The 24,457-nt window shown below is 68.6% G+C and carries 28 protein-coding genes and 1 tRNA gene; 19 read left to right on the top strand and 10 right to left on the bottom strand.

What is annotated here, in order from left to right; all coding sequences use genetic code 11:
- Positions 1-2: 2 nt before the first annotated feature.
- Complete coding sequence (locus AC5Y4Q_RS06420; protein WP_064919900.1) at positions 3-347, bottom strand: nuclear transport factor 2 family protein; 345 nt, start codon at positions 345-347, stop codon at positions 3-5.
- Positions 348-462: 115 nt separating this feature from the next.
- Here AC5Y4Q_RS06420 and AC5Y4Q_RS06415 point away from each other — a divergent pair, with 115 nt between their 5' ends.
- Genes AC5Y4Q_RS06415 through AC5Y4Q_RS06390 form a run of 6 tightly spaced genes read left to right on the top strand, consistent with a single transcriptional unit; the run spans position 463 to position 5,582 of the window.
- Positions 463-1,167 (top strand): response regulator transcription factor, encoded by a 705-nt coding sequence (locus AC5Y4Q_RS06415; RefSeq protein ID WP_064919901.1) that lies wholly within the window; start codon positions 463-465, stop codon positions 1,165-1,167.
- On the top strand, positions 1,145-2,641 hold the full coding sequence (locus tag AC5Y4Q_RS06410) for a sensor histidine kinase (RefSeq protein WP_065019145.1): 1,497 nt from the start codon (positions 1,145-1,147) through the stop codon (positions 2,639-2,641). Before AC5Y4Q_RS06415 ends, AC5Y4Q_RS06410 begins: the two co-directional genes overlap by 23 nt.
- Positions 2,642-2,680: 39 nt before the next feature.
- Positions 2,681-2,845: a hypothetical protein gene (locus tag AC5Y4Q_RS06405; RefSeq protein ID WP_165604323.1), complete on the top strand. Its 165-nt coding sequence runs from the start codon at positions 2,681-2,683 to the stop codon at positions 2,843-2,845.
- A 6-nt stretch (positions 2,846-2,851) separates the two neighbouring features.
- Positions 2,852-2,989 (top strand): hypothetical protein, encoded by a 138-nt coding sequence (locus AC5Y4Q_RS06400; RefSeq protein WP_165604324.1) that lies wholly within the window; start codon positions 2,852-2,854, stop codon positions 2,987-2,989.
- A gap of 49 nt (positions 2,990-3,038) precedes the next feature.
- Positions 3,039-4,907, top strand: a complete 1,869-nt coding sequence (locus AC5Y4Q_RS06395) for an alkyl/aryl-sulfatase (protein ID WP_065019146.1) — start codon at positions 3,039-3,041, stop codon at positions 4,905-4,907.
- Between the two features lie 33 nt (positions 4,908-4,940).
- A complete protein-coding gene (locus AC5Y4Q_RS06390) occupies positions 4,941-5,582 on the top strand; it encodes a histidine phosphatase family protein (RefSeq protein ID WP_064919904.1) in 642 nt (213 codons plus the stop codon).
- Between the two features lie 9 nt (positions 5,583-5,591).
- Here the strand turns inward: AC5Y4Q_RS06390 and AC5Y4Q_RS06385 are convergent, their stop codons facing one another.
- The gene (locus tag AC5Y4Q_RS06385) at positions 5,592-5,915 is read right to left on the bottom strand and encodes a LapA family protein (RefSeq protein ID WP_064919905.1); all 324 of its coding nucleotides are present in this window, start codon (positions 5,913-5,915) and stop codon (positions 5,592-5,594) included.
- 106 nt (positions 5,916-6,021) lie between these two features.
- Between AC5Y4Q_RS06385 and AC5Y4Q_RS06380 the strand changes: the two genes are divergently transcribed.
- Positions 6,022-6,612 (top strand): putative glycolipid-binding domain-containing protein, encoded by a 591-nt coding sequence (locus AC5Y4Q_RS06380; RefSeq protein ID WP_065019147.1) that lies wholly within the window; start codon positions 6,022-6,024, stop codon positions 6,610-6,612.
- On the opposite strand, the gene AC5Y4Q_RS06375 is transcribed toward AC5Y4Q_RS06380, so the two are convergent.
- Positions 6,578-7,519 carry a prephenate dehydrogenase gene (locus AC5Y4Q_RS06375; RefSeq protein ID WP_065019148.1) on the bottom strand — a complete coding sequence of 314 codons (942 nt, stop codon included), beginning with the start codon at positions 7,517-7,519 and terminating at the stop codon, positions 6,578-6,580. The genes AC5Y4Q_RS06380 and AC5Y4Q_RS06375 overlap by 35 nt on opposite strands.
- An 84-nt stretch (positions 7,520-7,603) precedes the next feature.
- Between AC5Y4Q_RS06375 and AC5Y4Q_RS06370 the strand changes: the two genes are divergently transcribed.
- The 3 genes from AC5Y4Q_RS06370 to AC5Y4Q_RS06360 all read left to right on the top strand — a co-directional run bounded on the left by AC5Y4Q_RS06370 (position 7,604) and on the right by AC5Y4Q_RS06360 (position 8,709).
- On the top strand, positions 7,604-8,125 hold the full coding sequence (locus tag AC5Y4Q_RS06370) for a tRNA adenosine deaminase-associated protein (protein WP_064924190.1): 522 nt from the start codon (positions 7,604-7,606) through the stop codon (positions 8,123-8,125).
- Positions 8,122-8,589 (top strand): nucleoside deaminase, encoded by a 468-nt coding sequence (locus tag AC5Y4Q_RS06365; protein WP_499958427.1) that lies wholly within the window; start codon positions 8,122-8,124, stop codon positions 8,587-8,589. The genes AC5Y4Q_RS06370 and AC5Y4Q_RS06365 overlap by 4 nt, the downstream gene beginning before the upstream one ends.
- Positions 8,590-8,618: 29 nt before the next feature.
- A tRNA-Ser gene (locus AC5Y4Q_RS06360) sits at positions 8,619-8,709 on the top strand.
- Positions 8,710-8,791: 82 nt separating this feature from the next.
- On the opposite strand, the gene AC5Y4Q_RS06355 is transcribed toward AC5Y4Q_RS06360, so the two are convergent.
- From AC5Y4Q_RS06355 to AC5Y4Q_RS06345, 3 genes are all read right to left on the bottom strand, one after another.
- Positions 8,792-9,097 (bottom strand): DUF4333 domain-containing protein, encoded by a 306-nt coding sequence (locus AC5Y4Q_RS06355; RefSeq protein ID WP_499958425.1) that lies wholly within the window; start codon positions 9,095-9,097, stop codon positions 8,792-8,794.
- A gap of 265 nt (positions 9,098-9,362) precedes the next feature.
- Positions 9,363-10,820: a neutral zinc metallopeptidase gene (locus AC5Y4Q_RS06350; protein ID WP_499958423.1), complete on the bottom strand. Its 1,458-nt coding sequence runs from the start codon at positions 10,818-10,820 to the stop codon at positions 9,363-9,365.
- Positions 10,820-11,518, bottom strand: a complete 699-nt coding sequence (locus AC5Y4Q_RS06345; RefSeq protein WP_234786318.1) for an Rv3717 family N-acetylmuramoyl-L-alanine amidase — start codon at positions 11,516-11,518, stop codon at positions 10,820-10,822. Before AC5Y4Q_RS06345 ends, AC5Y4Q_RS06350 begins: the two co-directional genes overlap by 1 nt.
- A gap of 82 nt (positions 11,519-11,600) precedes the next feature.
- Here AC5Y4Q_RS06345 and AC5Y4Q_RS06340 point away from each other — a divergent pair, with 82 nt between their 5' ends.
- Together AC5Y4Q_RS06340 and AC5Y4Q_RS06335 are read left to right on the top strand one after the other, a co-directional pair.
- Positions 11,601-12,959, top strand: coding sequence for a WS/DGAT/MGAT family O-acyltransferase (locus AC5Y4Q_RS06340; protein ID WP_065018850.1), 1,359 nt, complete (start codon positions 11,601-11,603; stop codon positions 12,957-12,959).
- A gap of 3 nt (positions 12,960-12,962) precedes the next feature.
- The gene (locus AC5Y4Q_RS06335; protein ID WP_064919841.1) at positions 12,963-13,436 is read left to right on the top strand and encodes an NUDIX hydrolase; all 474 of its coding nucleotides are present in this window, start codon (positions 12,963-12,965) and stop codon (positions 13,434-13,436) included.
- On the opposite strand, the gene AC5Y4Q_RS06330 is transcribed toward AC5Y4Q_RS06335, so the two are convergent.
- Genes AC5Y4Q_RS06330 through AC5Y4Q_RS06320 form a run of 3 tightly spaced genes read right to left on the bottom strand, consistent with a single transcriptional unit; the run spans position 13,433 to position 15,854 of the window.
- Complete coding sequence (locus AC5Y4Q_RS06330; RefSeq protein ID WP_185746738.1) at positions 13,433-15,265, bottom strand: fatty acyl-AMP ligase; 1,833 nt, start codon at positions 15,263-15,265, stop codon at positions 13,433-13,435. The two genes, AC5Y4Q_RS06335 and AC5Y4Q_RS06330, sit on opposite strands and share 4 nt — an antisense overlap.
- A gap of 22 nt (positions 15,266-15,287) precedes the next feature.
- Positions 15,288-15,425: a DUF8730 family Cys-rich protein gene (locus tag AC5Y4Q_RS06325; RefSeq protein WP_165604277.1), complete on the bottom strand. Its 138-nt coding sequence runs from the start codon at positions 15,423-15,425 to the stop codon at positions 15,288-15,290.
- A gap of 12 nt (positions 15,426-15,437) precedes the next feature.
- Positions 15,438-15,854, bottom strand: coding sequence for a DUF302 domain-containing protein (locus tag AC5Y4Q_RS06320; protein ID WP_125225923.1), 417 nt, complete (start codon positions 15,852-15,854; stop codon positions 15,438-15,440).
- Between the two features lie 76 nt (positions 15,855-15,930).
- Here AC5Y4Q_RS06320 and AC5Y4Q_RS06315 point away from each other — a divergent pair, with 76 nt between their 5' ends.
- The 3 genes from AC5Y4Q_RS06315 to AC5Y4Q_RS06305 all read left to right on the top strand — a co-directional run bounded on the left by AC5Y4Q_RS06315 (position 15,931) and on the right by AC5Y4Q_RS06305 (position 19,072).
- On the top strand, positions 15,931-16,848 hold the full coding sequence (locus AC5Y4Q_RS06315) for a haloalkane dehalogenase (protein WP_065018852.1): 918 nt from the start codon (positions 15,931-15,933) through the stop codon (positions 16,846-16,848).
- A gap of 171 nt (positions 16,849-17,019) precedes the next feature.
- Positions 17,020-18,054, top strand: coding sequence for an ATP-dependent DNA ligase (locus AC5Y4Q_RS06310; RefSeq protein WP_499958419.1), 1,035 nt, complete (start codon positions 17,020-17,022; stop codon positions 18,052-18,054).
- 1 nt (position 18,055) lies between these two features.
- Positions 18,056-19,072, top strand: a complete 1,017-nt coding sequence (locus tag AC5Y4Q_RS06305; RefSeq protein ID WP_499958417.1) for a DNA polymerase domain-containing protein — start codon at positions 18,056-18,058, stop codon at positions 19,070-19,072.
- Here AC5Y4Q_RS06305 and AC5Y4Q_RS06300 read toward each other — a convergent pair.
- On the bottom strand, positions 19,064-19,747 hold the full coding sequence (locus AC5Y4Q_RS06300) for a TetR/AcrR family transcriptional regulator (protein ID WP_109535544.1): 684 nt from the start codon (positions 19,745-19,747) through the stop codon (positions 19,064-19,066). The genes AC5Y4Q_RS06305 and AC5Y4Q_RS06300 overlap by 9 nt on opposite strands.
- 109 nt (positions 19,748-19,856) lie before the next feature.
- Between AC5Y4Q_RS06300 and AC5Y4Q_RS06295 the strand changes: the two genes are divergently transcribed.
- The 4 genes from AC5Y4Q_RS06295 to AC5Y4Q_RS06280 all read left to right on the top strand — a co-directional run bounded on the left by AC5Y4Q_RS06295 (position 19,857) and on the right by AC5Y4Q_RS06280 (position 24,455).
- The gene (locus AC5Y4Q_RS06295) at positions 19,857-20,279 is read left to right on the top strand and encodes an MmpS family transport accessory protein (protein WP_499958746.1); all 423 of its coding nucleotides are present in this window, start codon (positions 19,857-19,859) and stop codon (positions 20,277-20,279) included.
- Positions 20,276-23,182 (top strand): MMPL/RND family transporter, encoded by a 2,907-nt coding sequence (locus AC5Y4Q_RS06290; RefSeq protein WP_207515888.1) that lies wholly within the window; start codon positions 20,276-20,278, stop codon positions 23,180-23,182. The genes AC5Y4Q_RS06295 and AC5Y4Q_RS06290 overlap by 4 nt, the downstream gene beginning before the upstream one ends.
- Positions 23,183-23,412: 230 nt before the next feature.
- On the top strand, positions 23,413-23,889 hold the full coding sequence (locus AC5Y4Q_RS06285; protein WP_064919937.1) for a DUF5078 domain-containing protein: 477 nt from the start codon (positions 23,413-23,415) through the stop codon (positions 23,887-23,889).
- 8 nt (positions 23,890-23,897) lie between these two features.
- A complete protein-coding gene (locus tag AC5Y4Q_RS06280; protein WP_235664004.1) occupies positions 23,898-24,455 on the top strand; it encodes a hypothetical protein in 558 nt (185 codons plus the stop codon).
- Positions 24,456-24,457: the final 2 nt, after the last annotated feature.

Genomic DNA, 24,457 nt, shown 5'->3' with positions numbered 1-24,457 from the left:
GCTCAGCCCTTGGGGCGTACCAGCTGGGAGATGGTCTGCACCCGGATCGAGTCGGCGCCGAACACGAAGGTGTCCACCCCGTCGACCTGGAACCCCGGCGAGTCGAGCGTCCACTCCAGCAGTAGGACATCGCCGTGGTAGGTCTTCGACTTGATGTCGAACACCGCAGAGGCCAGCGCGTCGGATAACTGACTGAACGCGGCCCGGATGCCGTCGCGGCCCTCCGCGACGCCGGCGGCGGTGATCAGCACCGAGTCGTCGGTGTAGTCGGTGAGCAGGTCGTCGACGTCGCGGGCGACCAAAGCGTGCAGGTGGTGGTCGAAGATCTCCTGTGGTGTACGGGCCATGACGTGACGATAACGGTTCACAGCGCGTCCATAGCGTCGATACACCGATGGCACAAGGGGTTGGACATACTGGAATGCGATGACTGCGCCACGGGGATCGGTGGAACGTGTCGTGATGGCGCGTGCCGACGGCAAGCCGATCACGGTGCTGGTGGTCGACGACGAGACGGTGCTGGCCGAGATGGTGTCGATGGCGCTGCGCTACGAGGGCTGGACCACTGCGACCGCGGGCGACGGCGCCTCGGCGATCGCCGCCGCGAAGGCCGAACGTCCCGACGTGGTGGTGCTCGACGTGATGCTGCCGGACATGAGCGGGCTGGATGTGCTGCGCAAGCTGCGCGAGGTCAACCCGCGGCTGCCGGTGCTGTTCTTGACCGCCAAGGATGCGCTGGAGGACCGCATCGCCGGATTGACCGCCGGCGGCGACGACTACGTCACCAAACCGTTCAGCATCGAAGAGGTGGTGTTGCGACTGCGGGCGCTGCTGCGCCGCACCGGTGTGAGCACCGCCGAGGCCGGAGCGCAGATCGTGGTGGGCGACCTGGTTCTGGACGAGGACTCCCATGAGGTCACCCGCGGCGGCGACCCGATCACGTTGACCTCCACCGAATTCGAGCTGCTGCGCTACCTGATGCACAACGCCAAACGGGTGCTGTCCAAGGCGCAGATCCTGGACCGGGTGTGGGACTACGACTTCGGCGGTCGGGCCAACATCGTCGAGTTGTACATCTCCTACCTGCGCAAGAAGATCGACAACGGCCGGGAACCGATGATCCACACGTTGCGCGGCGCCGGTTATGTGCTCAAACCGACCGTGTAAATCGTTGCGAGCCGGTGCTCGACGGCCCTGGTCGCTGCGGGCGCGGTTGCTGGCCGGTCAGATCGCGCTGCTGACGGTGGCCTGCCTGGGCATCGGCGCGGTGACCGAGCTGGCCTTGTATCAGTACCTGGTCAGCCAACTCGACCATCAGCTCTACGACGCCGCCCGCCGTTCGGCGCGGCTGCACGGCCAGCCCCCGCCACCGGCATGGCACCGCCGCCATCGCCCCCGGCCAGGCCCGGGGCCGGACTTTCTCGACGCCCCCGGTCAGCCGGTCGGCATGGTCGGTGCGGTGATGGACGGCTCGGGCCCGATGATCGACGCGGGCTGTCTGGGCACCTCCGGCCTGCGTGAGGGGCTGAGTCCTTCGGCGACAACGCAATTGGTCGGCGTCGCCGCCGAACCGGCACCGGTCACCCGGCGTCTGGACGGTGTCGGCCGCTACCGGCTGGTCGCGACCCCCGCCCGCCACGGTGAGGAGATCATCATCACCGGGCTGCCGTTGGCTGCCGTGGACGCCACCATGGTGCGGGTCCTACTCATCTTCGGGCTGGTCACCTTGGTCGCGGTGGCCGCCGCGGCCACCGCCGGCAGTGTCGTCACCCGGCGGGCGCTGGCCCCGCTGCGCCGCGTTGCGCAGACCGCCGGCGAGGTCGCCGGCCTGCCGTTGGACCGGGGGGAGGCGACACTGCCGGTGCGGGTCGCCGAATCCGACACCAGCCCCCGCACCGAGGTCGGCCAATTGGGCGCCGCGGTCAACCGGATGCTCGACCACATCGCCGCCGCGCTGTCGACCCGGCAGGCCAGCGAGACCCGGGTGCGTCAGTTCGTCGCCGACGCCAGCCATGAGTTGCGTACTCCGCTGACCGCGATCCGCGGTTACACCGAACTGGCCCAACGCGTTCCGCATGACAGCGAAGCCGTGTCGCACGCGCTGAGCCGCGTGCAGTCCGAGACCGAGCGGATGACGCACCTGGTCGAGGATTTGCTGTTGTTGGCCCGGCTGGATTCCGGCCGGCCGCTGGAGCACGAGCCGGTGGACCTGTCGCGGCTGGCGGTCGACGCGGTCAGCGACGCCCACGTCGGCGGGCCCGACCACCAGTGGCAGCTTGACCTGCCCGAGGAGCCGGTGACGGTGCCCGGCGACGCCGCCCGGTTGCATCAGGTGCTGACCAACCTGCTCACCAATGCCCGGGTGCACACCGGCGCGGGAACGGTGGTGCGGACCCGATTGAGTGTCGAGGGCGCCGAGGCGGTGCTGACGGTGACCGACGACGGCCCGGGCATTCCAGAGGAGTTCCAACCGGAGATCTTCGAGCGGTTCGTCCGCGGTGACACCTCCAGGTCCCGTAAGGGCGGCAGCACCGGGCTCGGGCTGGCGATCGCGTCGGCGGTGGTCCGGGCCCATCGCGGCACGATCGCGGTGACCAGCAGGCCCGGCCACACCGAGTTCGCCGTCCGCCTGCCCATCTAGCGCGTTTGCCTTCCCCCGGGTGCGGGGTAGGCGACATGGATGAATCCCGAAATGCCACCCGAACCGGGAACACCGGAAGAACCACCCCACCGGCGGGTTCCCGAGGACCCGCCGGAACGACTGGTACCCGAGGACCCGCCGGAACGATTGGCGCCCGAAGAGACGCCGGAGCGGCTGGTGCCCGAAGACCCACCGGAGGAGTGAGCGCTCATGCGTGCTGAAGAAGGCGACGAATCCATTGCCGATTACGCCCACGAGGCGCAGGAGACGCACGACCGGGTCAAGCCCCCGTCTTTGTGGACGCGGCTGCGCGACGCCCTGGGTGCCCTGACCCGGCGGCGCCACTGAGCGCGGCGACTGCCACCGCGCCGCGCGGATCGGTGGCAGTCTGATCGCCATGGAGCACCGACCGGTCAGCGCGGCAGTCGAGGCCGCCCACAGTGCACACCGCAAGACCCTGCCCTTCGGGGACACAACGGATTTCGAGGACGCCGACCGCGGTTTCATTGCCGCGCTGGCGCCGTGTGTCATCACCGCCGCCGACGGCCGGGTGGTGTGGGACAACGACAGCTACGGCTTCTTGGCCGGTGACGCCCCGACCTCGGTGCATCCAGCGCTGTGGCGGCAGTCCCAGCTGGCGGCCAAACAGGGGCTCTACGAAGTCGTCGCAGGCATCTACCAGGTCCGCGGCTTCGACATCTCCAACATCACCTTCGTCGAGGGCGACAGCGGCGTCATCGTCATCGATCCGCTGATCTCCACCGAGGTCGCCGCCGCCGCCCTGGCGCTGTACCGCCAACACCGCGGGAATCGTGCGGTCAGCGCGGTTATTTATACCCACAGCCACGTCGACCATTTCGGCGGCGTGCTGGGCGTCACCTCGCAGGCCGACGTCGACGCCGGCCGGGTCGCCATCCTCGCCCCCGAGGGCTTCATCGACCATGTGGTGGCCGAGAACGTCTACGCCGGCACCGCGATGCTGCGCCGCGCCAGCTACATGTACGGCACCACGCTGGCGCGAGGCCCGTACGGACAGGTCGGCTGCGGCCTGGGCCAGAACACCTCGACCGGAGAGGTGGCCGTCATCGTCCCGACCGACACCATCTGCCGCACCGGTGAGACCCGCGTCGTCGACGGGGTGCAGATCGAGTTCCAGATGGCGCCCGGCTCCGAAGCCCCGGCCGAGATGCATTTCTACTTTCCGCAATTCCGGGCGCTGTGCATGGCCGAGAACGCCACCCACACCCACCACAACCTGCTGACGCTGCGCGGCGCGCTGGTCCGCGACCCGCGCGCCTGGGCGGGCTACCTCACCGAGGCCATCGACACCTTCGCCGGCCGCTCCGACGTCGTCTTCGCCTCGCACCATTGGCCGATGTGGGGTACCGAGCGGATCGCGGAATACCTTGCGCTGCAACGCGATCTGTATGCCTATCTGCACGATCAGACGCTGCGGCTGCTGAACCAGGGCTACACCGGGACCGAGATCGCCGAACAGTTCCAGCTGCCCCCGGCGCTGGAAAGCGCCTGGCACGCCCGCGGCTATTACGGTTCGGTGAGCCACAACGTCAAGGCCGTCTACCAGCGCTACCTGGGCTGGTTCGACGGCAACCCGGCCCGGCTCTGGCCGCACCCACCGGAGGCGCTGGCCACCCGTTACACCGCGGCCCTGGGCGGGGTGGACCGCGTCGTCGACCTGGCGGCCGAAGCGTTCAAGGGCGGCGATTTCCGGTGGGCGGCAACACTGCTCGACCATGCGGTGTTCGCTGAACCCGAGCACGCCGGGGCGCGCCGGCTCTACGCCGACACCCTTGAGCAGCTGGCCTACGGCTCGGAGAACGCCACCTGGCGCAACTTCTTCCTGTCCGGTGCCACCGAATTGCGCAGCGGGGTGTTCGGCACCGCCGGGCAGGTCACCTCGATGGCGCTGCTGTCGCAGCTCAGCCCCGAGCAGCTCTTCGACAGCCTGGCCATCCGGGTGAACGGGCCCCGCGCCTGGGACCTGGACGTGGCCCTGGACGTCTCGTTCGCCGACACCGGCGTCAACTACCGCCTCACCCTGCGCAACGGCGTGCTGGTTCACCGCAAAGCGCCGGCCGCCCCCGACAGTGCGGATGCCACCGTCACGGCGGCCACCAAGCTGGCGCTGCTGGGGGCGCTGCTGGGGGAGGGCGCACCGGAGATTACCGGCGACCCGACAGCGTGGGCGAAACTGCGGGCCGTACTCGACACCGCCGACCCGGCTTTCAACATCGTCACCCCGTGACGCGGGGCCGGATGCGCCCCTTAGGGTGGCAGCGTGCAGTTGCTGCTTATCCGCCACGCGTTGCCGCTGCGCAGCGAGTACGGCCAGGGCTCAGACCCCGAGTTGAGTGAGACCGGCCACCAGCAGGCACTGCGCCTGCCCGACGCGTTGGCGCGGTACCCGATCACCCGGCTGGTCAGCAGCCCGCAGCGCCGGGCGGTACAGACCGCCGAACCGCTGGCGGGCAAGCGCAACCTGACCATCGACATCGACGAGCGGTTCGCCGAATACGACCGTGACCTGGCCGGCTATCTGCCCGTCGAGCAGCTGCGCACCGAGCGGCCGCAGGACTGGGCCCGGATGGCGCAGGGGCACCTGCCCGCCGACGTCGACGAAGCCGCCTTCTGTGCGCGGGTGGCCGCGGCCGTCGCTGATGTGGTGGCCGCCGCCGACGCCGACGACACCGTGGCGGTGTTCAGCCACGGCGGCGTGATCAATGTGGTGCTGCACCAGATTCTGGGCACCCCGCGGCTGCTGTCGTTTCCCATCGATTATGTGTCAGTCACGCGGTTGCTGTATTCCCGCTCCGGGCAGGCTGCGGTGGCCTCGACCAACGGCACCGAGCATGTCTGGGATCTGTTGCCGCGTAACCAATCGCGGTTGCCCGGTAACGACGCCGCCGACGCGGCGGGCTAGACCGGCCGGTTAGCGGCGCGCGGCCAGCGTTCTCTTGGCGGCGCGCCGCAGCTGGAAGATCCGCGCGGTGCCGGCCAACGCGGTGATCAGCCCCCCGCTGACGGCCGCCAGCAGGATCGCCACGCCCAGCGGCAGGCTCCACGTCCACCCCAAAAACGTCAGGTCGACCGGTCCGGTGTTCTGGGTGACGAACACCAACAGCACGATCAGCACCACAAAACCGGCGATCAGCGCGCTCCACAGCGCGCCGGCGCGAGTGAACGGCATCCCTGGCGGCGGCGCACCGGGTTGGCCATGCGACGGGTCGGCTGGCACGTTGGGATCGCTGCTCATGAGTGCCATCTTGCCGCTTCGCTGCGGGTTATAAACGCGTTCTGGTCAGTTTCTGCCGTCGGGTTATGAAGCTGCGGATCGCCGACCGGTCGCTTACGGTGGTCCGGTGAGCGCAGTCCCGTCCGGCTCGTGGCCGGCGATCCTGACCTGGCGGGCGCCCGACGCCCCCCGGATGGAATCGGTGCGGGTGCAGCTGTCCGGCAACCGGATCAAGGCCAACGGCCGGATCGTGGCGGCGGCCACCGACACCCACCCGGCGTTCAGCGCCTACTACGACCTGCAGACCGACGAGTCCGGGGCCACCAAGCGGCTGGGGCTGACCGTCACGGTGGCCGAACGCGACCGCCAGCTGGTGATCGCCCGCGACGAAGAGAACATGTGGCTGATCACCGATGCCCGCGGGCAGTCCCGTGCCGGCTACGACGGGGCGCTGGACGTCGACGTGGTGTTCAGTCCGTTTTTTAACACGCTGGCGATCCGGCGAGCCGGGCTGCATGAGCGGACGGCCACGGTCACCGTGCCGACGGTCTACCTGTGGCTGCCGGAGATGACGGTGGTCGCAGCGACCGCCAGCTACGGCAGCACCGAGACCGGTATCCGGGCCATCACCCCGGGCACCGACCCCGAAGGCACCACCATCACCGTGGACGACGACGGGTTCGTCATCGACTATCCCGGGTTGGCAGCGCGGATCTGATCACCCCGCCGGCCCGGCCGGCGGCGGCCAGGTCGCGGCGCCAGTCGTTCTCGCCGACGACCACGGTGACGATCTCGTGGCGCGGGAAGCTGTCGTAGCGGGTGCGAGCGGCGTGCCCATGGTTGACCAGCTCGGCCACCGAATCGGCGGCCGACAGCGAATCCCGCGCGTCGGCCAGCAGCGCGATGGCGCGCTCCAGCACCGGCAACAGTTGCAGCCAGTTGGCCTCGCACATCGCCCGGACCAGCTCCGGCGCCGTCCCGGCGACCCGGGTGCCGTCCCGGAACGATCCGGCGGCCAGCGCGAACGCCAGCGGCACGTCCGCGGCGGTGACAGCCAGCGCTTCGGCCAGCAGGTGCGGCAGGTGCGAGATTGCGGCCGCGGCCGCGTCGTGCTCCTCGGAGCGCGCCGGCACCGCCACCGAGCCGCAGTCCAGGATCAGCTCCAGCACCGTTGCGAACACCGTCGGGTCCACGTGGTCGTCGACGCTGATCACCCACGGTGCTCCCTGGAACAGCCCGGCGTGCCCGGCGGGCCAGCCGGAGTGCGCGGTACCGGCCATGGGGTGGCCGCCGACGAACCGGGCCTGCAGTCCGGCGGCGGTGATGCTGTCGAGCACCGGCTGCTTGACGCTGGTGACGTCGGTCAACGGGCACTGCGGTGCCAGTCGGCGGATGTGGTCGAGCAGCATCGACAACGCCGGCACCGGGACGGCCAGCACGATCAGCGCACCGGTCTCCGCGGCGCGGGTCAATGCCGCCTCCAGGTCGGTGGTCGCGTCGAACCCGTCGGCGACGGCGGCCTTCACCCCGTCCGCGGACCGGTTGTAGCCGAAGGCCACCCGGCCGGCTGCTGCGGCGGCCCGCAGCACCGAACCGCCGATCAGGCCGAGCCCCAAGACGCACACCGGAGTTTTCCCTGCACCTGCCACCACCTGTCCAGGTTGGCACACGCTGGTCAAGGGCGTGAACGGCGACTACCGTAGGCGGCCATGGGAGCACAGGGCGCGTCCGCACAGGGCCGGCCGGCGGACACGCTGGACGGCTTCGGGGTGGCTGTTGTGCGTGAAGACGGCAAGTGGCGTTGCACGTCGATGCGTGCCGCGGCACTGACCAGTCTGTCGATCGCCGAGACGGAACTGCGTGAGTTGCGCAGCGCCGGCGCGGTTTTCGGTCTGCTCAACGTCGACGACGAATTCTTCGTGATCGTCCGGCCGGGGCCGGCCGGCACCCGGCTGCTGCTCTCGGATGCGACGGCCGCACTCGACTACGACATCGCCGACGAGGTGCTCGACGAGCTCGACGCCGACATCGACGCCGAGGACCTGGAGGACTCCGAGCCGTTCGAAGAGGGCGATCTGGGCCTGCTGTCCGATATCGGGCTGCCCGCCGCGGTGCTCGGCGTCATTCTCGACGAGTCCGATCTGGCCGTCGATGAGCAACTGCACCGGATCGCCGCCGAGATGGGGTTCGACGAGCAGCTCTCGGCGGCCCTGCCGCGACGCAAGCGGTGACCGGCCTATCCACCGACGAGGAGCTGATCCGCGCGGCGTTGGCGGCTGCCCGGCAGGCCGGCTCCCGCGATATTCCGGTGGGGGCGGTGGTGGTTGCCGCGGACGGCACCGTGCTGGCCTCGGCCGCCAATGCCCGCGAAGCCCTCGCCGACCCGACCGCGCACGCCGAGATGCTGGCGCTCCGCGATGCGGCCGCGGTGCTCGGCGACGGCTGGCGGCTGACCGGCGCCACGTTGGCCGTCACCCTGGAGCCGTGCACCATGTGCGCCGGCGCGCTGGTGGCCGCCCGGGTGGCGCGGCTGGTGTTCGGGGCCTTCGAGCCCAAGACCGGGGCGGTCGGCTCGCTGTGGGACGTGGTGCGCGACCGCCGGCTCAACCACCGCCCCGAGGTGCGTGGTGGGGTGCTGGCCGCCGAGTGTGCTGCACCACTGGGGGAGTTCTTCGCCCGCCAGCGATTGGGCTGACGGCACGGTCGTTGGGTAGGCTGTCCCGCGGTGGCGTGTCCGAGCGGCCTAAGGAGCACGCCTCGAAAGCGTGTGTGGGGTAACCCCCCACCGAGGGTTCAAATCCCTCCGCCACCGCCATGTGAAATCGCGCCGAGTGTGCGGTTTCGTACGCGACCCGCCGGGGTCGGCGTATGAAACCGCACACTGGACGTCTTGCCCATCACCGCGGCCGGTCGACGGCATACGTCCCGGCGTCGTCGGTGAACTCCACCAGCACCTGGCGCTGGGCGCCGTCGACGGTGACCGCGCAGGTGAAGGTGCCTCCTTTGCGCACCGTCGGGTTGACCCCGTTGTTGCAGCGCACGGGGCTCACGTCGTCGCGCCCGTAGCCGTTGATCGGATCGGTGAGCACCGAGCGCACACCGTCCTGGGCGCGGCCGACGTCGAGTTGCACCGGTCCGGAGCCGCCGACCACGCCGCGCAGCACCGAGATCACCAGCAGCGCCACCGCGAGCAGCCCGGTCACGCCCGCGCCGATCAGCACCGTCCGGTTCGACGGACGCTGCGGGGCGGGTGGTCGCGGGGGAGCAGGAGCCGGCCGGGGCGGCTGCGGGCGGGGCGGCTGCGGGCCAGGTGGGCGCCGGAATTCCAGGTACCAGGGTTGCTCGGCACGTGGCGGAGGCCGGCGGGGCGGCTGCGGTGCCCGCGGCGGCTGTGACCGGCGGGGGATCGGCGTGGTCCGGCGCTCGGGCGGCTCGGGAGGTTCGGGTCGACGGTTCATGGCACCTCGATCACGGGAACCGCTCGAAGCAGCCGTCGATATCGCCGTGCAGTCCGGAGCGGAACGCCAGGATCCGGGTGAACCCGGCCGGCACGGTGTTGTCGTCGACGTCGCTGGCGACCACGCCGTTCATCAGCAGCCCGGTGACCGCTTCGTCGAGGTCACCGCCGGCCAGCATCAGGCCCGGGCCGGATGACAACGTCATCGGCTCTGCCATCTGACGCTGGGCCACCCCGGTCAGACACGCCGTGCGCAGCGCCGCTGTTGCCGACTCCAGTCCGACCTCGCGTTCGGCTTGCACCGCTAGCGCATACCGTGACGTCACGGCCGACAGCCCGGTGTTGTCGCCTTGGGGCATGCCCAGTGTCGATTGATCCGTCGGTGCGCTCATGTCCTGCAGGCCGGCCAGGTCGACGACGACGGTGTTGGTCTCCGGGCAGTAGGCCACCGGGTCGGGGTGGTGGCCGCTGGGGCACTTGCCCGACGTGGCCAGCGCCGGCGGACGGGACAAGCCGAAGATCTGCCCCAGTTGCTCCATCAGCGTCGCCAACACCTGCGCGTCGATGGTCAGGTCGCTCTGCGGGTTCTCCGAATCGAACAGCGAGCGCGGTAGATTCCCGCGGCGCTTGCGGATCTCGCCCGTGTCGATCTTGGCGCACATCTCGGCGCCGCCGTCGAAGCCGGTCTGGAACGCGCCGACCCGATCCAGGGCGGTGCCGTGCTCGTCGGAGATCGATATCGGATTGTCGGAAGTCGACACCGGGTCGCGGATCACGATCAGCCCGGCCAGCACATGGTTGAGTCCGTCGGCGGTGCTCAACTGGGTGCGCGACGAGTTGCCGGCGGCCACCCACTGCAGATACACCCCGGCGAAGCAGTCGGCTTGTTGTTCGCGCACCAGGGTTCGGGTAAACGGGTGGACGATGCCGGCCATGTGTTGCAGGGCATGCCCGTACTCGTGGGCCAGGGTGCCGTTGATTGCCATGTCGCCGAAGTACTTTCGGGCGGTCGGCAAGAACTTGGCCCGATCCCATGCCATGGTGTCCATCCGCCGGCAGTACATCGCGTTCGGCAGGTGGTAGACGTCGCCACCGCACACCGGAGGGCCGTTCGGGTCGGTGGACGAATACGACATCAGCGTCGACACCGGCGTGAAGTGTCCGCTCAGCGACTGCCCATAGTGCTGGGCCCAGAAGTCCTCGATGTCGTCGATCGCCAGCAGCGACAACCGGTCGATCTGTCCGCCGTCGCTGTTGACCACCCGCGGGGTCACTGGCGGCGGGTCGCCCCGTGGGCCGCTGGGGCCTTCCGAAACCGGCAAACCCCCGACTCGGCCCGGGTCATACAGCATTGCCATCGCACGCCCGGCCACCACCGTCGGGGTGCTGTCCGCGCAGCCCGCCAACGCCAGCAGCAGGCAGGCCACACCGAAAAGCGTTCTGGCGGTTACGCCGACACCCGACATCATCACCTGCTCAGAAACGCGACGATCCCGTTGGTGACGGCCGCGGCGTAGCGGGCACGCCCATCGGGGCTGCCCAGCAACGCCGCGTCATCGGCGTTGCGCATGTTGCCCAGTTCGACCAGCACAGCGGGGTACTCAGCCAGGTTCAGCCCGGCCAGATCCGCCCGGCCGTAGAGCCCGTCGGCGCCGAGGTAGCTGGATTCGGGGATGCCCGCGGCCGCCAGCGAGTCCCGGATGGCACCGGCCAGCCGCACCGCCGGCCCGGACTGGGCGTCGTTGAGCGGCGGGGTGGAGTAGTTGACGTGAAAGCCGCGGCCCGACACCGGCCCGCCGTCGGCGTGGATCGACACGATGGCATCCGGGCGAGCGGCGTTGGCGGCGGCGGCCCGCGCATCGATGCACGGGCCCACCGAGGTGTCGTCGGCCCGGGAGAGTTCGGTGTGCACGCCCAGCTGGTCCAGGGCCGCGCGGATCCGGTTGGTCACATCCCAGTTCAGGCTGTGCTCGGGGTAGCCGTCGTCGGCGCTGGTTCCGCTGGTCTGACACGGCTTGGTGCCGCCGCGTCCGTTGGGCACCTGCCGGGATATCGAGGAATCGTTGGCGCCGCTGTGTCCCGGATCCAGAAACACCGTCTTGCCGGCGACATCGGCGTCGGCGGATGCGGTGGGCGCACCGGTGGTCGTCGCCCCGAAGCACGCGATGAAGGCGACACAGACAATGGTCCGGCGACGCACCGCCAAAGACTAGCAAGCATGCGGGGGCCGGCCGGGGTGTAATGGATCGATGCAGCTGATGTCGCCGACCGATTCGGTCTTCCTGCTGGCCGAAACCCGCGAGCACCCCATGCATGTCGGCGGCCTGATGCTCTTCGAGCCGCCGGAGGGCGCCGGTCTGGAATTCGTCGGCGAGATCTACCAGGGCTTGCTGGGCGCCCGTGATCTGCAGCCCGCGTTCCGGAAACGCCCGGCCACCCTGTTGGGCGGAATCGCAAGTGTGGGGTGGGCCTTCGACGACGAGGTCGACATCGAGTACCACATGCGCCGTTCGGCGCTGCCGGTTCCGGGCCGGGTACGCGACCTGCTGGAGTTGACGTCGCTGCTGCACGGCAGCCTGCTCGATCGGCACCGCCCGCTGTGGGAGGCGCACCTGGTGGAGGGTCTTAGCGACGGCCGATTCGCGGTGTACGTCAAGATCCACCACAGCTTGATCGACGGTGTCTCGCTGCTGCGGCTGCTGCGCCGCACCTTGTCGATCGACCCGCGCGAGGCCGAACTGCGCACCCCGTGGTCGCTGGCGCCGCCGTCGCGGCCGCGTCCCGCTGCGCCGTCCCGGTTGCGAGAGCTGACCGGAATGGTCAAAGGCGTTGCGGCCCTGGGCCCTTCGACGGTGAAGCTGGCACGTGCCGCCCTGCTCGAACAACAGCTGACCCTGCCGTTCGAAGCGCCGCGCACCATGTTCAACGTCAAGATCGGCGGTGCGCGCCGGTGCGCGGCGCAGTCCTGGCCGGTGGAGCGCGTCATTGCGATCAAGCGGGCCGCCGGGGTGACCGTCAACGATGTGGTGCTGGCGATGTGCGCCGGGGCGCTGCGGGCCTACCTGGAGGAACAACACGCCCTGCCGGAGCATCCGCTGGTGGCGATGGTTCCGGTGAGCCTGCGCAACGAAGCCGACGCCGATTCCGGCGGCAACATGGTCGGCACCATCTTGTGCAATCTGGCCACCGACCTGAAGGATCCGGCGCAGCGGCTGGAGACCATCAGTGAGTCGATGTGCCGTAACAAGAAGGTGTTTTCCGAGTTGCCCCGCGCCCAGGCGCTGGCCCTATCGGCGGCCAACATGGCGCCGTTGGCCCTGGCGGCGATTCCGGGCTTCGTGTCGGCGGCGCCTCCGCCGTTCAACATCGTCATCTCCAACGTCCCCGGCCCGGCCGAGCCGCTGTACTGGCGCGGCGCGCGCCTGGACGGCAACTACCCGCTGTCTATCGCCCTGGACGGGCAGGCGCTGAACATGACCGTGGTCAGCAACGCCGGCAATCTCGACTTCGGGCTGGTCGGCTGCCGTCGCTCGGTTCCGCACCTGCAGCGCCTGCTGGGGCACCTGGACACCTCGCTGGAAGACCTGGAACGCGCTGTGGGTGTGTGAGTCGTGGCCAAGCGCAGCGCCGGGTTATTGCTGTACCGGTCGGGCGCCGACGACGCCGTCGAGGTGCTGATCGTCCATCCTGGCGGCCCGTTCTGGGCGCGCAAGGACGACGGGGCGTGGTCGATCCCCAAGGGCGAGCAACCCGACGGCGAGGACCCGTGGCTCACCGCGCGACGGGAATTCGTCGAGGAGATCGGCCTGGATCCGCCTGACGGCGAGCGCCTGGATCTCGGTGTGGTGCGACAGGCGGGCGGAAAGCTGGTCACGGTGTTCGCCGTGCACGGCGACCTCGACGTCACCGACGCCCGCAGCAACACCTTCGAACTGGAGTGGCCGCCGCGGTCGGGAAAACGGCAGGAGTTTCCCGAGGTGGACCGGGTCGGCTGGTTCGCCCTGGAGCAGGCGCGGATCAAGCTGCTGGCCGGGCAGCGGCCCGTGCTGGACCGGCTGGCGGAGTACCTGAAGACCAGGCCCTAAGTCGGCGGGGTGTTGCGTTGCTGCTGCAGCTGCGCCAGCCCGCCCACGATCATCCGGGCCAGCGCGCCGGCGCCCGTCGCGTTCGGCGTGCGCTCGACCGGCACCGCCGGGGCATGCCATTCGGCCAGCGCCTCCAGGTTGCCGTCGAGGAATTGCTGCCGGCATTCGCCCCGCCGGATCTTGCCGCTCGAGGTGGTGGGCAGCCGCATCGCCGGTACCAGCAACACATCGTGCGCCTCAAGGCCGTGCTGCTCGCTGACCGCCGCCCGGATCCCGTCGATGATGCCGGCGAATTCCGGCTCGGTGACCCGGTGCTGATGGTCGACTTCCTGCACGACAACCAGGTGGCTGTCGGCGTTCGGCTTCGATTGCACCGCGAAGACCGCGCCGCGGTCTGCCAGCAACGCCGGATGGCACGCCTGCACCGTCGGTTCGATGTTGTTCGGGTAGTAGTTGCTGTCGTGCAGGGTGAGCAGGTCGCTCCACCGCCCGGTGACGAATACCTCGCCCCGGCATAGGAAACCCAGGTCCCCGGTGCGCAGGAACGGGCCTTCGCCGGTGCCGGCGAGGAAGCCTGCGAAGGTGTGCGCGTTCTCTTTCGGGCGTGCCCAGTAGCCCTGCGCCACGCTGGGCCCGGACACCCAGATCTCACCGACCTCGTCGGGTCCGAGTTGGCGGCGGGTCTCCGGATCGACGATCACGACCCGCTGGCCGTATACCGGTGGACCGCAGCTGACCAGGGGGACGGCCGTGGCATCGGCAGTGACGTCGACGGCCCGATTCTGGGCCAGTGCGTCGCGGTCGACGTACCGGACGCCGGCGACGGCAGGACCGGAGTCTCCGGAGACCAAGAGCGTGGCCTCGGCCAACCCATAGGCCGGGCGAAACGCCTGCAGCCGGAACCCCGCCGGGGCGAACGCCTCGGCGAACTCCTGCATCGTCGACGCGTGCACCTGCTCGGAACTGATGGCGGCGGTGGACCAGCGCGACAGATCCAACGCCGCACGCTGGGCGGCGGTGCTGTGTTTGACACACAGCCGGTATGCGGCGTTGGGAGCTGCTGTCGTGGTGGCGCGGTGCGCCGACATCGCTTCCAGCCACAGCAGGGGGCGCTGGAAGAAGGCGATCGGCGACATCAACACGGTGCTGCAGCCGACATAGATCATCTCCAGCACGCCGCCGATGAGTCCCATGTCGTGCTGCTGCGGCAGGAAGTAGACGCTCTTGGCGTTCTCGTCGCCGCGCCACGCTCGCCGGATGGCCTCCAGATTGTGCATGAGGTTGTCGTGTGTCAGCACGACACCCTTGGGCGATTTCGTTGAGCCGGAGGTGTATTGGAGCAGGGCGGTGGCGCTCGGATCGGCGTCGGGCGGTGTCCAGTCATCGGGGTCGCCGGCCCGGTCGCTGGCACACCATTGCAGGGTCGACATGCCGGGCACGTCGGCGGCCAGCGCCTGCAGCTGGGTCCGGGTGTCGGAGGTCGCGACCGCGAAGGCGGCCTGCGCATCGGGGGCGACCAGCTTCAGCCGGGCCAGCGGGGTGTCCACCGGCACCGCAACAGCGCCGGCGTAGAAGCAGCCGAACAGGCTGGCGATGCTGTCCAGACCCGGGCGGCAGATCACCAGCACCCGCTGCCCGGCCGCGCCCTGATGTTGCAGAGCGGACGCAATGGCGCGCGCCTTGGTGTCGAGCTCCCGGTAGCTCAGGCGGGCGGTGACCTTCTTACCGTCGGGGGCGAAACTGAACGCGATCTTGTCGCCGAACCGGTCGGCCTGCAGCCGCAGCAACTCCACCAGGCTGGGCACTGGTGGTGTGGACTGCTCCGGCATCCACACACCATAATCGGTTCGCTCAGGGGTGGCGTCTGGCCTCCGGGTGCCCCTCGCACCACTGCTCGGGCGGCACCTGCGCGCGGACGTCGGCGATGTGCTCGCCGCAGCCGTCCCAGGTGGTCTTGCCGCAAACCCGGCACGGTACGGGGTAGCACATCAGCGAATCCTTTCAGGCGGTGCGCAACGCAACAGCCAGGGTATCGATGACGGTGCGGATCTTCTCGGTTACCTCGTCGGCGATCGGTGCCAGCGCGGGATTGTCGACGACTTGGGCCATCAGCTGGGGGTTCATCGCCTCGACGAGCACCGTCTCGCGGTGTTGCGGGTCTTCGCGGACCACGACGTTGCACGGCAGCAGCACACCGATGCGCTTGTCGGCTGTCACCGCGCGGTGCGCCAACGGCGGGTTACAGGCGCCAAGGATCAGGTAGCGCTCCATCTCCTCGCCGAGCTTGGCGCGCAGTGTCGCCTGCATGTCGATCTCGGTCAGTACACCGAAACCGTTGTCCTTCAGCAACTCTCGCGTCTTCGCGGTTACCGTGTCGAAGTCGACGCCGGGCACCGCGGTACTCATCGCAACGGACATGAGGCCTCCTTTATTGTCGTGCCTGCAGTCTACCGGATACCCCGGCGGGTATATACCAACGCGGTATCGTCACCTCATGCAGACCCTGCGTACCCCCGACGACAGGTTCGTCAACCTCCCCGATTTCGGTTACCCGCCCCGGTTCTGCGACCTCGATGACCTGGACGAGGACGAGCCCGGCGGCACGCTGCGGGTGGCCTGGGTGCAGGACGGTCCCGAAGATGCCGACCCGATCCTGATGCTGCACGGCGAGCCGTCGTGGTCGTATCTGTACCGCAAGATGATCCCGATTCTGGTCGAGGCCGGCCACCGGGTCATCTGCCCGGACCTGGTCGGATTCGGTCGCTCGGACAAGCCGACGCGCGCGCAGGACCACACCTATGCCCGCCATGTCGAGTGGATGCGGGCGCTGGCGTTCGACGTCTTGGGCCTGCAGCGGGTGACCATGGTCGGCCAGGACTGGGGCGGGCTGATCGGGCTGCGGCTGGTCGCCGAGAACCCGGATCGGTTCAGCCGGGTCGTCGTGGCCAACACCGGCCTGCCCACCGGGGACATCCCGATGCCGCAGATCTGGTGGCGCTTCCGGGAAGCGATCCAGACGGCACCGACGATCGACGTCGGATGGTTCGTGCAGTCCGGGTGCCGCAAGCCAATGGGCGAAGCGGTGCGGGCCGGGTACGACGCGCCGTTTCCCGACGACAGCTATTGCGTCGGTCCGCGGACCATGCCGTCGCTGATCCCGACCACCCCCGAGGATCCCGCCGCCCCGGCCAACCGGGCGGCGTGGGCCACGCTGTGCGCCTCGCAGATTCCCATGCTGGTCGCGTTCAGTGACGGCGACCCGATCACCGGCGCGATGGCCCCGATCTTTCAGCGCGAGATGGCCGGTGCCCACGGTCGGGCGCACCCGGTGATCCACGACGCCGGCCACTTTCTGCAGGAGGACGCCGGCGAGGAGTTGGCCCGCCACATCGTGGAGTTCCTGCGCCGCTGAGCGGCCGGCGCAGACCAGCCGGCGCCGGGACCATACGGCGAGTTGCCCGGCTACGAGCGACAACACCCCCGCGCACACGCGACCTAACACGTGTTGTCGCGCAAAGCCGGGCAACACACACATCTCCCGCCGGCCGTGGCGTCTGTGACAGATGGGGCCGCAGCATCCATCATGGACACCATGGACCTGCCCGTCACACCTCCGGTGGATCCGATGCTCGCCAAAGCGGCTGCCAAGGTTCCGGAGGAGTCCGGTTGTTGGTCCTACGAACCCAAATGGGACGGCTTTCGCGCCATCGTCTTTCGCGACGGCGACGACGTGCTGCTGCAATCGCGCAACGGCAAACCACTGGGCCGCTACTTTCCGGAACTGCTGGACGCGCTACGCGCCGAGGTCGCCCCGCGCTGCGTCCTCGACGGGGAGGTGGTCGTGCCGCGGCAGATCGGCGGACGCACCCGGCTGGACTGGGAGTCGCTGAGCCAGCGGATCCATCCCGCGCAGAGCCGGGTGCGGATGCTGGCCGAGCAGACCCCGGCGCAGTTCATCGGCTTCGACGCGCTGGCCACCGGAGATGCATCGTTGCTCACCGAGCCGTTCCAGGTGCGTCGGGAGGCGCTGGCAGAGCTGATCACCGGTGGCCCCAGTTGTCACGTCACCCGCGCCACCGCCGACCCCGAGCAGGCCATGCACTGGCTCACCACATTCGAGGGTGCCGGGCTCGACGGGGTGGTGGCCAAGCGCACCGACGGTCCATATCTGCCCGGCAAGCGCGAGATGGTCAAGGTCAAACACCGCCGCGACGCCGACTGCGTGGTCATGGGCTACCGCATCCACAAGAGCGGCGCCGGCATCGGCTCGCTGCTGCTGGGCCTGTACCGCCCCGACGGCGAGCTGGCCATGGTCGGCGGCGCGGCGTCGTTCACCGACGCCGACCGGCTGGCCCTGCTGGAAGAGCTGGAACCCCTGCGCCTCGGCGACGTCCGCGAGGGCGAGGCGAGCCGGTGGAACTCGGCGGCCGACAAACAGTGGGTCCCGATCCGCCCGGAGCGCGTCGCCGAGGTCGCCTACGACCAGATGGAGGGCGACCGCTTCCGCCACACCGTGAAGCTGCTGCGGTGGCGCCCCGACCGCGACCCGGCCAGTTGCACCTTCGACCAGCTCGACGTCCCGCTCAACTACGAACTCGCCGACGTGCTGGAGTCCTGACATGGGAACGGCCGAGGAGTTGGACGTCGACGGCACGGCCGTCCGGTTCACCAGCGGCGACAAGGTGTACTTTCCCCGGCTCGGCTCGGCCGGCACCAAGCGAGCGCTGGCCGACTACTACCTGGCGGTGGCCAGCGGGCCGTTGTTGCCGACGCTGACCGACCGGCCCACCCACCTGCAGCGGTTCCCGGACGGCATCGAAGGTGCCGAGGTCTACCAGAAGCGGCTGCCGCGTGGGCATCCCGACGATCTGGCGTCCTGCCGGGTGACGTTTCCGTCCGGCCGCACCGCCGACGCGCTCAAGGTCACCCGGCCCGCCGACATCCTGTGGGCAGTGCAGATGAGCACCGTCACCTTCCATCCCTGGCCGGTGCGCTGCCCCGACACCGACCACCCCGACGAACTGCGCATCGACCTGGACCCGCAGCCGGGCACCGGCTTCGCGGAGGCCCGCGCCGTCGCCCTGGAGGTGGTGCGTCCGCTGCTCGACGAGCTCGGGTTCGTCGGCTACGTCAAGACCTCCGGGGGCCGCGGGGTGCACATCTACCTGCGGATCAAGACCGACTGGGACTTCATCGAGGTCCGCCGGGCCGGGATCGCGCTGGCCCGCGAGATCGAGCGGCGCGCACCGAAACTGGCCACCTGCTCCTGGTGGAAGGAAGAGCGCGGCAGGCGGATCTTCGTCGACTTCAACCAGAACGCCCGCGATCGCACCATGGCGTCGGCCTACTCGGTGCGCGCTACCCCGATCGCCACCGTCTCCACCCCGTTGAGCTGGGACGAACTCGTTGATGCCGATCCCGACGACTACACCATTGCCACCGTGCCCGGCCTCGTCGCCCGGCGCGGCGACCCGTGGCGCACCATCGACGATCTCGAACAATCCCTCGAGCCGCTGCTGGAGATGGTCGTCGCCGACGAGGCCCGCGGTCTCGGCGACCTGCCGTATCCGCCGAACTATCCGAAGATGCCCGGCGAGCCCAAGCGGGTGCAGCCCAGCCGGGAGAAGTCAGGCTGACTGCTCCAGCAGCCCCACACACGTCGCGGTGAGCAGCCGGGTCAGCGCGGTGGTGAAGTCCAGATTCCATCCCGGCGCCAGTTCCGGCTCGTGCGCGTAGGCGTCGGTCAGCGTCTGCGGTGGATGGGCGATCTGCCACAGCACCGAGCCCAGCGAATAGGCCGCCAAGAGCAGGTCCAGCGCCCCCCGTGGCCCCAGCCCGGGCAGCGCCCGTTCGAGGGCGCCGGCACTGGCCATCACCGCGGCGGCACTGACCCGCCGCACCTCGATCACCCGCTCGGCGTCCACCTCATGTTCCAGGTGCAGGTGCAGATTCGACAGCAGATCACAGAAGAGCGGGTCGGCGGCGAGCCCACTGACCAGGGTCTCGACCACCCGATCCGGCGACATCGGGCCGGGCTGGTCCAATTCGGCGCAGACCGACTCCGACCAGCGTTGCCAGCTCTCGGCCGCCAGGCGCAGCAGTACCTCTTTGTAGGAGCTGAAGTAGCGGCGCACGGCCGAGTAGTGCACCCCGGCCCGCGCGGCCACCGCGGTCAGCGTCACCGACGCGACACCGGCCTCAAGTGCCACCGAACGCGCGGCCTCGACCAGGGCTTCGGCCCGCTGACGCTTCTTTTCTTCGCTGCGAGCGCGTTGGAATGAGACCTGCCGCACGGCGCGAGGATAACGCACACGATGTGCGTTGCGACAGCTCCGGAGCGTGCTGTAGCGTGCGTTTACGCACGTTGGCTTGGGTTAGGGTACCCAAAGGTGCTAGGTGAAGGGGACTCCGATTTTCAAGGTGCTGAGCCGGGTGTGGATACCCCTGGTGATTCTGGCGGTCGTCGGTGTCGCCGGGTTCACGGTGACGCGCATCCACGGCCTGTTCGGATCCGAGAAACGTCCGACCTACGCCGACGGCCAGATCGACGAGACCAAGCCGTTCAACCCCAAGCGGTTGACCTACGAGATCTTCGGCCCCCCAGGCACTGTCGCCGACATCAGCTACTTCGATGTCAACTCCGAACCGCAACGCGTCTCCGCCGCCCACCTGCCGTGGCGGCTCGAAATCGTCACCACGTTGCCGGCCGTGGTGGGAAGCATTATGGCGCAAGGCGATAGCAACAGCATCGGCTGCCGGATCACCGTGGATGGGGAGGTGAAGGCCGAACGCATCTCCAATGAGGTCAACGCCTACACCTTCTGTCTGCTGAAGGCGGCATGAGTCCGCCCATAACCGGTAACGCGGGCGGACCTCCACAGCGGACATTCGTCGCGCGCACCATCCGTCGGCTCTCGGTGCCGATCATCCTCGGCTGGCTGGCGCTGATCGTGCTGCTCAGCGTCACAGTGCCGTCGCTGGAACAGATCGGCAAAGAGAACGCCGTGTCGGCGAGTCCGACGACCGCGCCGTCCATGCAGGCCATGACCGAGATGGGCAAGGTCTTTCAGGAGTCGGACTCCGACAGCACCGCGATGATCGTGCTGGAGGCCGACCACGAACTCGGCGACGCCGAGCACGAGTACTACGCCGAAATGGTCAAGCGGCTCGAAGCCGATACCGCGCACGTTCAGCACGTGCAGGACTTCTGGGGTGACCCGATGACGGCGGTCGGCGCCCAAAGTGCCGACGGCAAAGCAACTTACGTGCAGCTCAACCTCGTCGGCAATATCGGGCAGGCGGCGGCCAACGACTCCGTCGAGTCGGTCCGCAATATCGTGGACTCGCTTCAGAAGCCGCCTGGGCTGACGGTCTATGTCACCGGCACCGCGGCACTGGCCAACGACATGAACCACGCCGGCGACAAGTCGATGCTGAAGATGATGGCCGTCACCATTCTGGTGATCCTGACCATGCTGCTGGCGGTCTATCGGTCGGTCACCACCGTGGTGCTACTCCTGGCCATGGTCGGCTTGGAGCTGTCGGCCGCGCGCGGGGTGGTGGCCTTCCTGGGCCATCACCACTGGGTCGGATTGACCACGTTCTCGGTCAACCTGCTGGTCTCGTTGGCGATCGCCGCCGGCACCGACTACGCGATCTTTCTGATCGGCCGCTACCACGAGGCCCGGCACAACGGCGAGGACCCGGAAGCGGCCTACTACACGGCTTTCAACGGCGTCTCGCACGTCATCCTCGGCTCGGGGCTCACCATTGCCGGGGCGGTGTTCTGTCTGCACTTCACCCACATGCCCTACTTCGTCTCGCTGGGCATCCCGTGCGCGGTGGGCATGGTCATCTCGGTGCTGGCGGCGTTGACGCTGGGCCCGGCGATCATCACCGTCGGCAGCCGGTTCGGCCTGTTCGAGCCCAAGCGGCAGATGAGTACCCGGGGCTGGCGGCAGCTGGCGACAGCGATCGTCCGGTGGCCGGGGCCGATTCTGGTTGCCTCACTGGCCATTGCGGCCGTCGGCCTGCTGGCGCTGCCCGGCTACCAGCCGGCCTACGACGACCGCAAGTACATTCCCTCCGACATTCCGGCCAACGAGGGCTTCAACGCCGCCGATCGGCACTTCTCGCAGTCCCGGATGATGCCGGAGGTGCTGATGATCGAAGCCGATCACGACCTGCGCAACCCGTCGGACTTCCTGGTCATCGACAAACTGGCCAAGGCGGTGTTCAAGGTCGTCGGTATCTCCCGGGTGCAGGCGATCACCCGCCCGCAGGGCACGCCGCTGGAACACACCTCGATCCCGTTCCAGATCAGCATGCAGAACGCCGGCCAGATGCAGACCATGCAGTTCCAGAAGAAGCGCATGGACGACATGCTCACCCAGGCCGACGCGATGGGGGAGACCATCGCCACCATGCGCCAGATGCTCGGCTACATGAGCCAATTGGCCAACACCACCCACGCGATGGTGGTCGACATGGATTTCCTCCAGGGCCAGATCTACGACATCCGGGACCACATCGCCGATTTCGAGGATTTCTGGCGGCCGATCCGCAACTACTTCTACTGGGAACCGCACTGCTACGACATCCCGATCTGCTTCTCGCTGCGCTCTGCCTTCGACATGGTCGACAGTGTCGATGAGATGAGCGAGAGCATGGACAAGATGGTCGCGCACCTCGGTGACATGGACAAGCTGATGCCGCAGATGCTGACCACGTTCCCGCCGATGATCGACACCATGCAGACCATGCAGACGATGATGCTGACGATGCACAGCACCATGTCGGGGATCTTCGCCCAGATGGACGAGATGGGCGACAACGCCACCGCGATGGGCAAGGCGTTCGATGAGTCCAAGAACGACGACTCCTTCTACCTGCCGCCGGAGGTGTTCGAGAACCCGGACTTCAAGCGGGCGATGAAGATGTTCTTGTCTCCCGATGGCAAGGCCGTCCGGATGATCATCTCGCACCGGGGTAATCCCGCTACCGCAGAAGGCATTGCGCGCATCGACCAGATCCGGACCGCGGCCGAGGAGGCGCTCAAGGGAACGCCGCTGGAGGACGCCAAGATCTATCTCGGCGGGACCGCGGCGCTGTTCAAGGACATGCACGACGGCTCCTACTACGACCTGCTGATCGCCGGAATCGCCTCGCTGTGCCTGATTTTCGTCATCATGCTGATCATCACCCGGGCGCTGGTCGCCGCGTTGGTGATCGTCGGCACCGTCGCGTTGTCTCTGGGAGCGTCATTCGGGCTGTCGGTGCTGGTCTGGCAGTACCTGATCGGCATGCAACTGCACTGGCTGGTCATGGTGATGTCGGTGATCGTCCTACTGGCGGTGGGGTCGGACTACAACCTGATGCTGGTCTCCCGATTCAAAGAGGAGATCCATGCCGGGCTGCATACCGGCATCATCCGGGCGATGGGCGGCACCGGAAAGGTGGTGACGGCCGCCGGGCTGGTGTTCGCCTTCACGATGGCCTCGATGGCCGTCAGCGACCTGCGCATCATCGGCCAGATCGGCACCACCATCGGCCTGGGGCTGCTGTTCGACACCTTGATCGTGCGGGCGTTCATGACGCCGTCGATCGCCGCACTGATGGGCCGCTGGTTCTGGTGGCCGATCAACGTGCTGCCGCACGTCGGCGGCAAAGCCGCCCGGCACCGGGAAGCCGCCGCCCGCGGCTCCGACGCCGATCAGACCGAGGAACTGTCCCGCCCGCAGTCCTGAGGGCAACCGCCGGGGACGACCGGGGCCGGCTGTGAGCGAGCCCATGGCATCAGGGACGAAGAATAATTAGGTAGCTCGGCTAAAGTTATGTAGCATTGCGTATCGAGTTCGGAGGGCTGGGCAGCCATTTGCCGTTACACCCGTCTCATCCGGCTCAACGGTCTCACCAGCGGGGATCGTCGCAAAAACCGATATAGGGAAAGAACGGGGTAATGGCTACAGTGGATTCCATGCGTACGCACCGCCCGATTCTGCGCGGGGCCGTTCTGGCCGGCGTCACCGGTCTGGTCGCCGGTATCGCCGCCGCACTGTTCCCCGCCACCGCATCCGCCGACGCCACCGATGACTTCCCGATCCCGCGGCGGGTGATCCGCACCGACTGCAGCGCCGAGCAGATGCTGGCCGCCAGCCGCGACCTGTCGCCGGTCTACTACGAGCGCTACATGATCGACATGCACAACAAGCCGGTGCAGGTGCAGCAGGCCACCATCGACAAGATGCACTGGTTCTTCTCGCTCAGCCCCGAGCAGCGCCGGGCCTACTCCGAGGAGCTGGCGACCAACTTCGCCGACCCGCTGACCGTGTCCTGGCCCAACCACGCCAAGATCTTCTTCAACAACAAGGGTGTCGTCGCCAAATCGACCGAAGCCTGCAGCCAGTACCCGCGCGACGACATGTCGGTGTGGGACTGGGCGCCCAAGCCGTAACCACGCCGATGCCGATCCGTCGAGTCACGCAGGCGCTGGCCGTCGCCGGCATGGCGGCTGGGCTGCTCATCGCCGGGCAGGAATCACCGGCACAGGCCCAACCCGCGGGCTTTCCGGATCTGGACGACTTCACCGCGGTCCCAGTGGACGACTACATCACCACCGGCCCGAAGGGGCCCGGACGCTGGGTGAACTTCACCACGCCCTATAATATCGCCTGCCAATTCGACGCCATCGAACCGCCGGCCGGGTCGTCGCAGGCGATCATGTGCGACGGCGACATGCCGGGCATGGCCACCGCACCGCTGAGTTCGGGCGCCCCGGTGCCCGGCGGATGTGTGATCGGCACCGTGCGCTCCCAGGGCGCGGCCGGCCTGCGCTTGAACCGCGAGTCGACGAGCTGCGGTCGCCAGTTCACAGGCGGCGCGTTCCTGGGCGTCGGACAGAAGGTCTCGTACGGCAACGTGACCTGTGCGGTGGGCGCCGACCAACTCGTCGCCTGCCTGGACACCTCTCTGGGGCAGCACGGCTTCGTGCTGCGGCCGGCGGGCAGTACCGCGTTCTAGCC

The organism is Mycobacterium sp. NGS16, assembly GCF_059813225.1.
This window is presented reverse-complemented; position numbering and strand designations above follow the sequence as displayed.

Coding starts and splice junctions, on each gene's coding strand:
- AC5Y4Q_RS06420 (WP_064919900.1), bottom strand. CDS start 347: ATGGCCCGTACACCACAGGAGATCTTCGACCACCACCTGCACGCTTTG.
- AC5Y4Q_RS06415 (WP_064919901.1), top strand. CDS start 463: ATGGCGCGTGCCGACGGCAAGCCGATCACGGTGCTGGTGGTCGACGAC.
- AC5Y4Q_RS06410 (WP_065019145.1), top strand. CDS start 1,145: ATGTGCTCAAACCGACCGTGTAAATCGTTGCGAGCCGGTGCTCGACGG.
- AC5Y4Q_RS06405 (WP_165604323.1), top strand. CDS start 2,681: ATGAATCCCGAAATGCCACCCGAACCGGGAACACCGGAAGAACCACCC.
- AC5Y4Q_RS06400 (WP_165604324.1), top strand. CDS start 2,852: ATGCGTGCTGAAGAAGGCGACGAATCCATTGCCGATTACGCCCACGAG.
- AC5Y4Q_RS06395 (WP_065019146.1), top strand. CDS start 3,039: ATGGAGCACCGACCGGTCAGCGCGGCAGTCGAGGCCGCCCACAGTGCA.
- AC5Y4Q_RS06385 (WP_064919905.1), bottom strand. CDS start 5,915: ATGAGCAGCGATCCCAACGTGCCAGCCGACCCGTCGCATGGCCAACCC.
- AC5Y4Q_RS06370 (WP_064924190.1), top strand. CDS start 7,604: ATGGGAGCACAGGGCGCGTCCGCACAGGGCCGGCCGGCGGACACGCTG.
- AC5Y4Q_RS06350 (WP_499958423.1), bottom strand. CDS start 10,820: ATGATGTCGGGTGTCGGCGTAACCGCCAGAACGCTTTTCGGTGTGGCC.
- AC5Y4Q_RS06340 (WP_065018850.1), top strand. CDS start 11,601: ATGCAGCTGATGTCGCCGACCGATTCGGTCTTCCTGCTGGCCGAAACC.
- AC5Y4Q_RS06330 (WP_185746738.1), bottom strand. CDS start 15,265: ATGCCGGAGCAGTCCACACCACCAGTGCCCAGCCTGGTGGAGTTGCTG.
- AC5Y4Q_RS06325 (WP_165604277.1), bottom strand. CDS start 15,425: ATGTGCTACCCCGTACCGTGCCGGGTTTGCGGCAAGACCACCTGGGAC.
- AC5Y4Q_RS06320 (WP_125225923.1), bottom strand. CDS start 15,854: ATGTCCGTTGCGATGAGTACCGCGGTGCCCGGCGTCGACTTCGACACG.
- AC5Y4Q_RS06315 (WP_065018852.1), top strand. CDS start 15,931: ATGCAGACCCTGCGTACCCCCGACGACAGGTTCGTCAACCTCCCCGAT.
- AC5Y4Q_RS06310 (WP_499958419.1), top strand. CDS start 17,020: ATGGACACCATGGACCTGCCCGTCACACCTCCGGTGGATCCGATGCTC.
- AC5Y4Q_RS06305 (WP_499958417.1), top strand. CDS start 18,056: ATGGGAACGGCCGAGGAGTTGGACGTCGACGGCACGGCCGTCCGGTTC.
- AC5Y4Q_RS06290 (WP_207515888.1), top strand. CDS start 20,276: ATGAGTCCGCCCATAACCGGTAACGCGGGCGGACCTCCACAGCGGACA.
- AC5Y4Q_RS06285 (WP_064919937.1), top strand. CDS start 23,413: ATGCGTACGCACCGCCCGATTCTGCGCGGGGCCGTTCTGGCCGGCGTC.
- AC5Y4Q_RS06280 (WP_235664004.1), top strand. CDS start 23,898: ATGCCGATCCGTCGAGTCACGCAGGCGCTGGCCGTCGCCGGCATGGCG.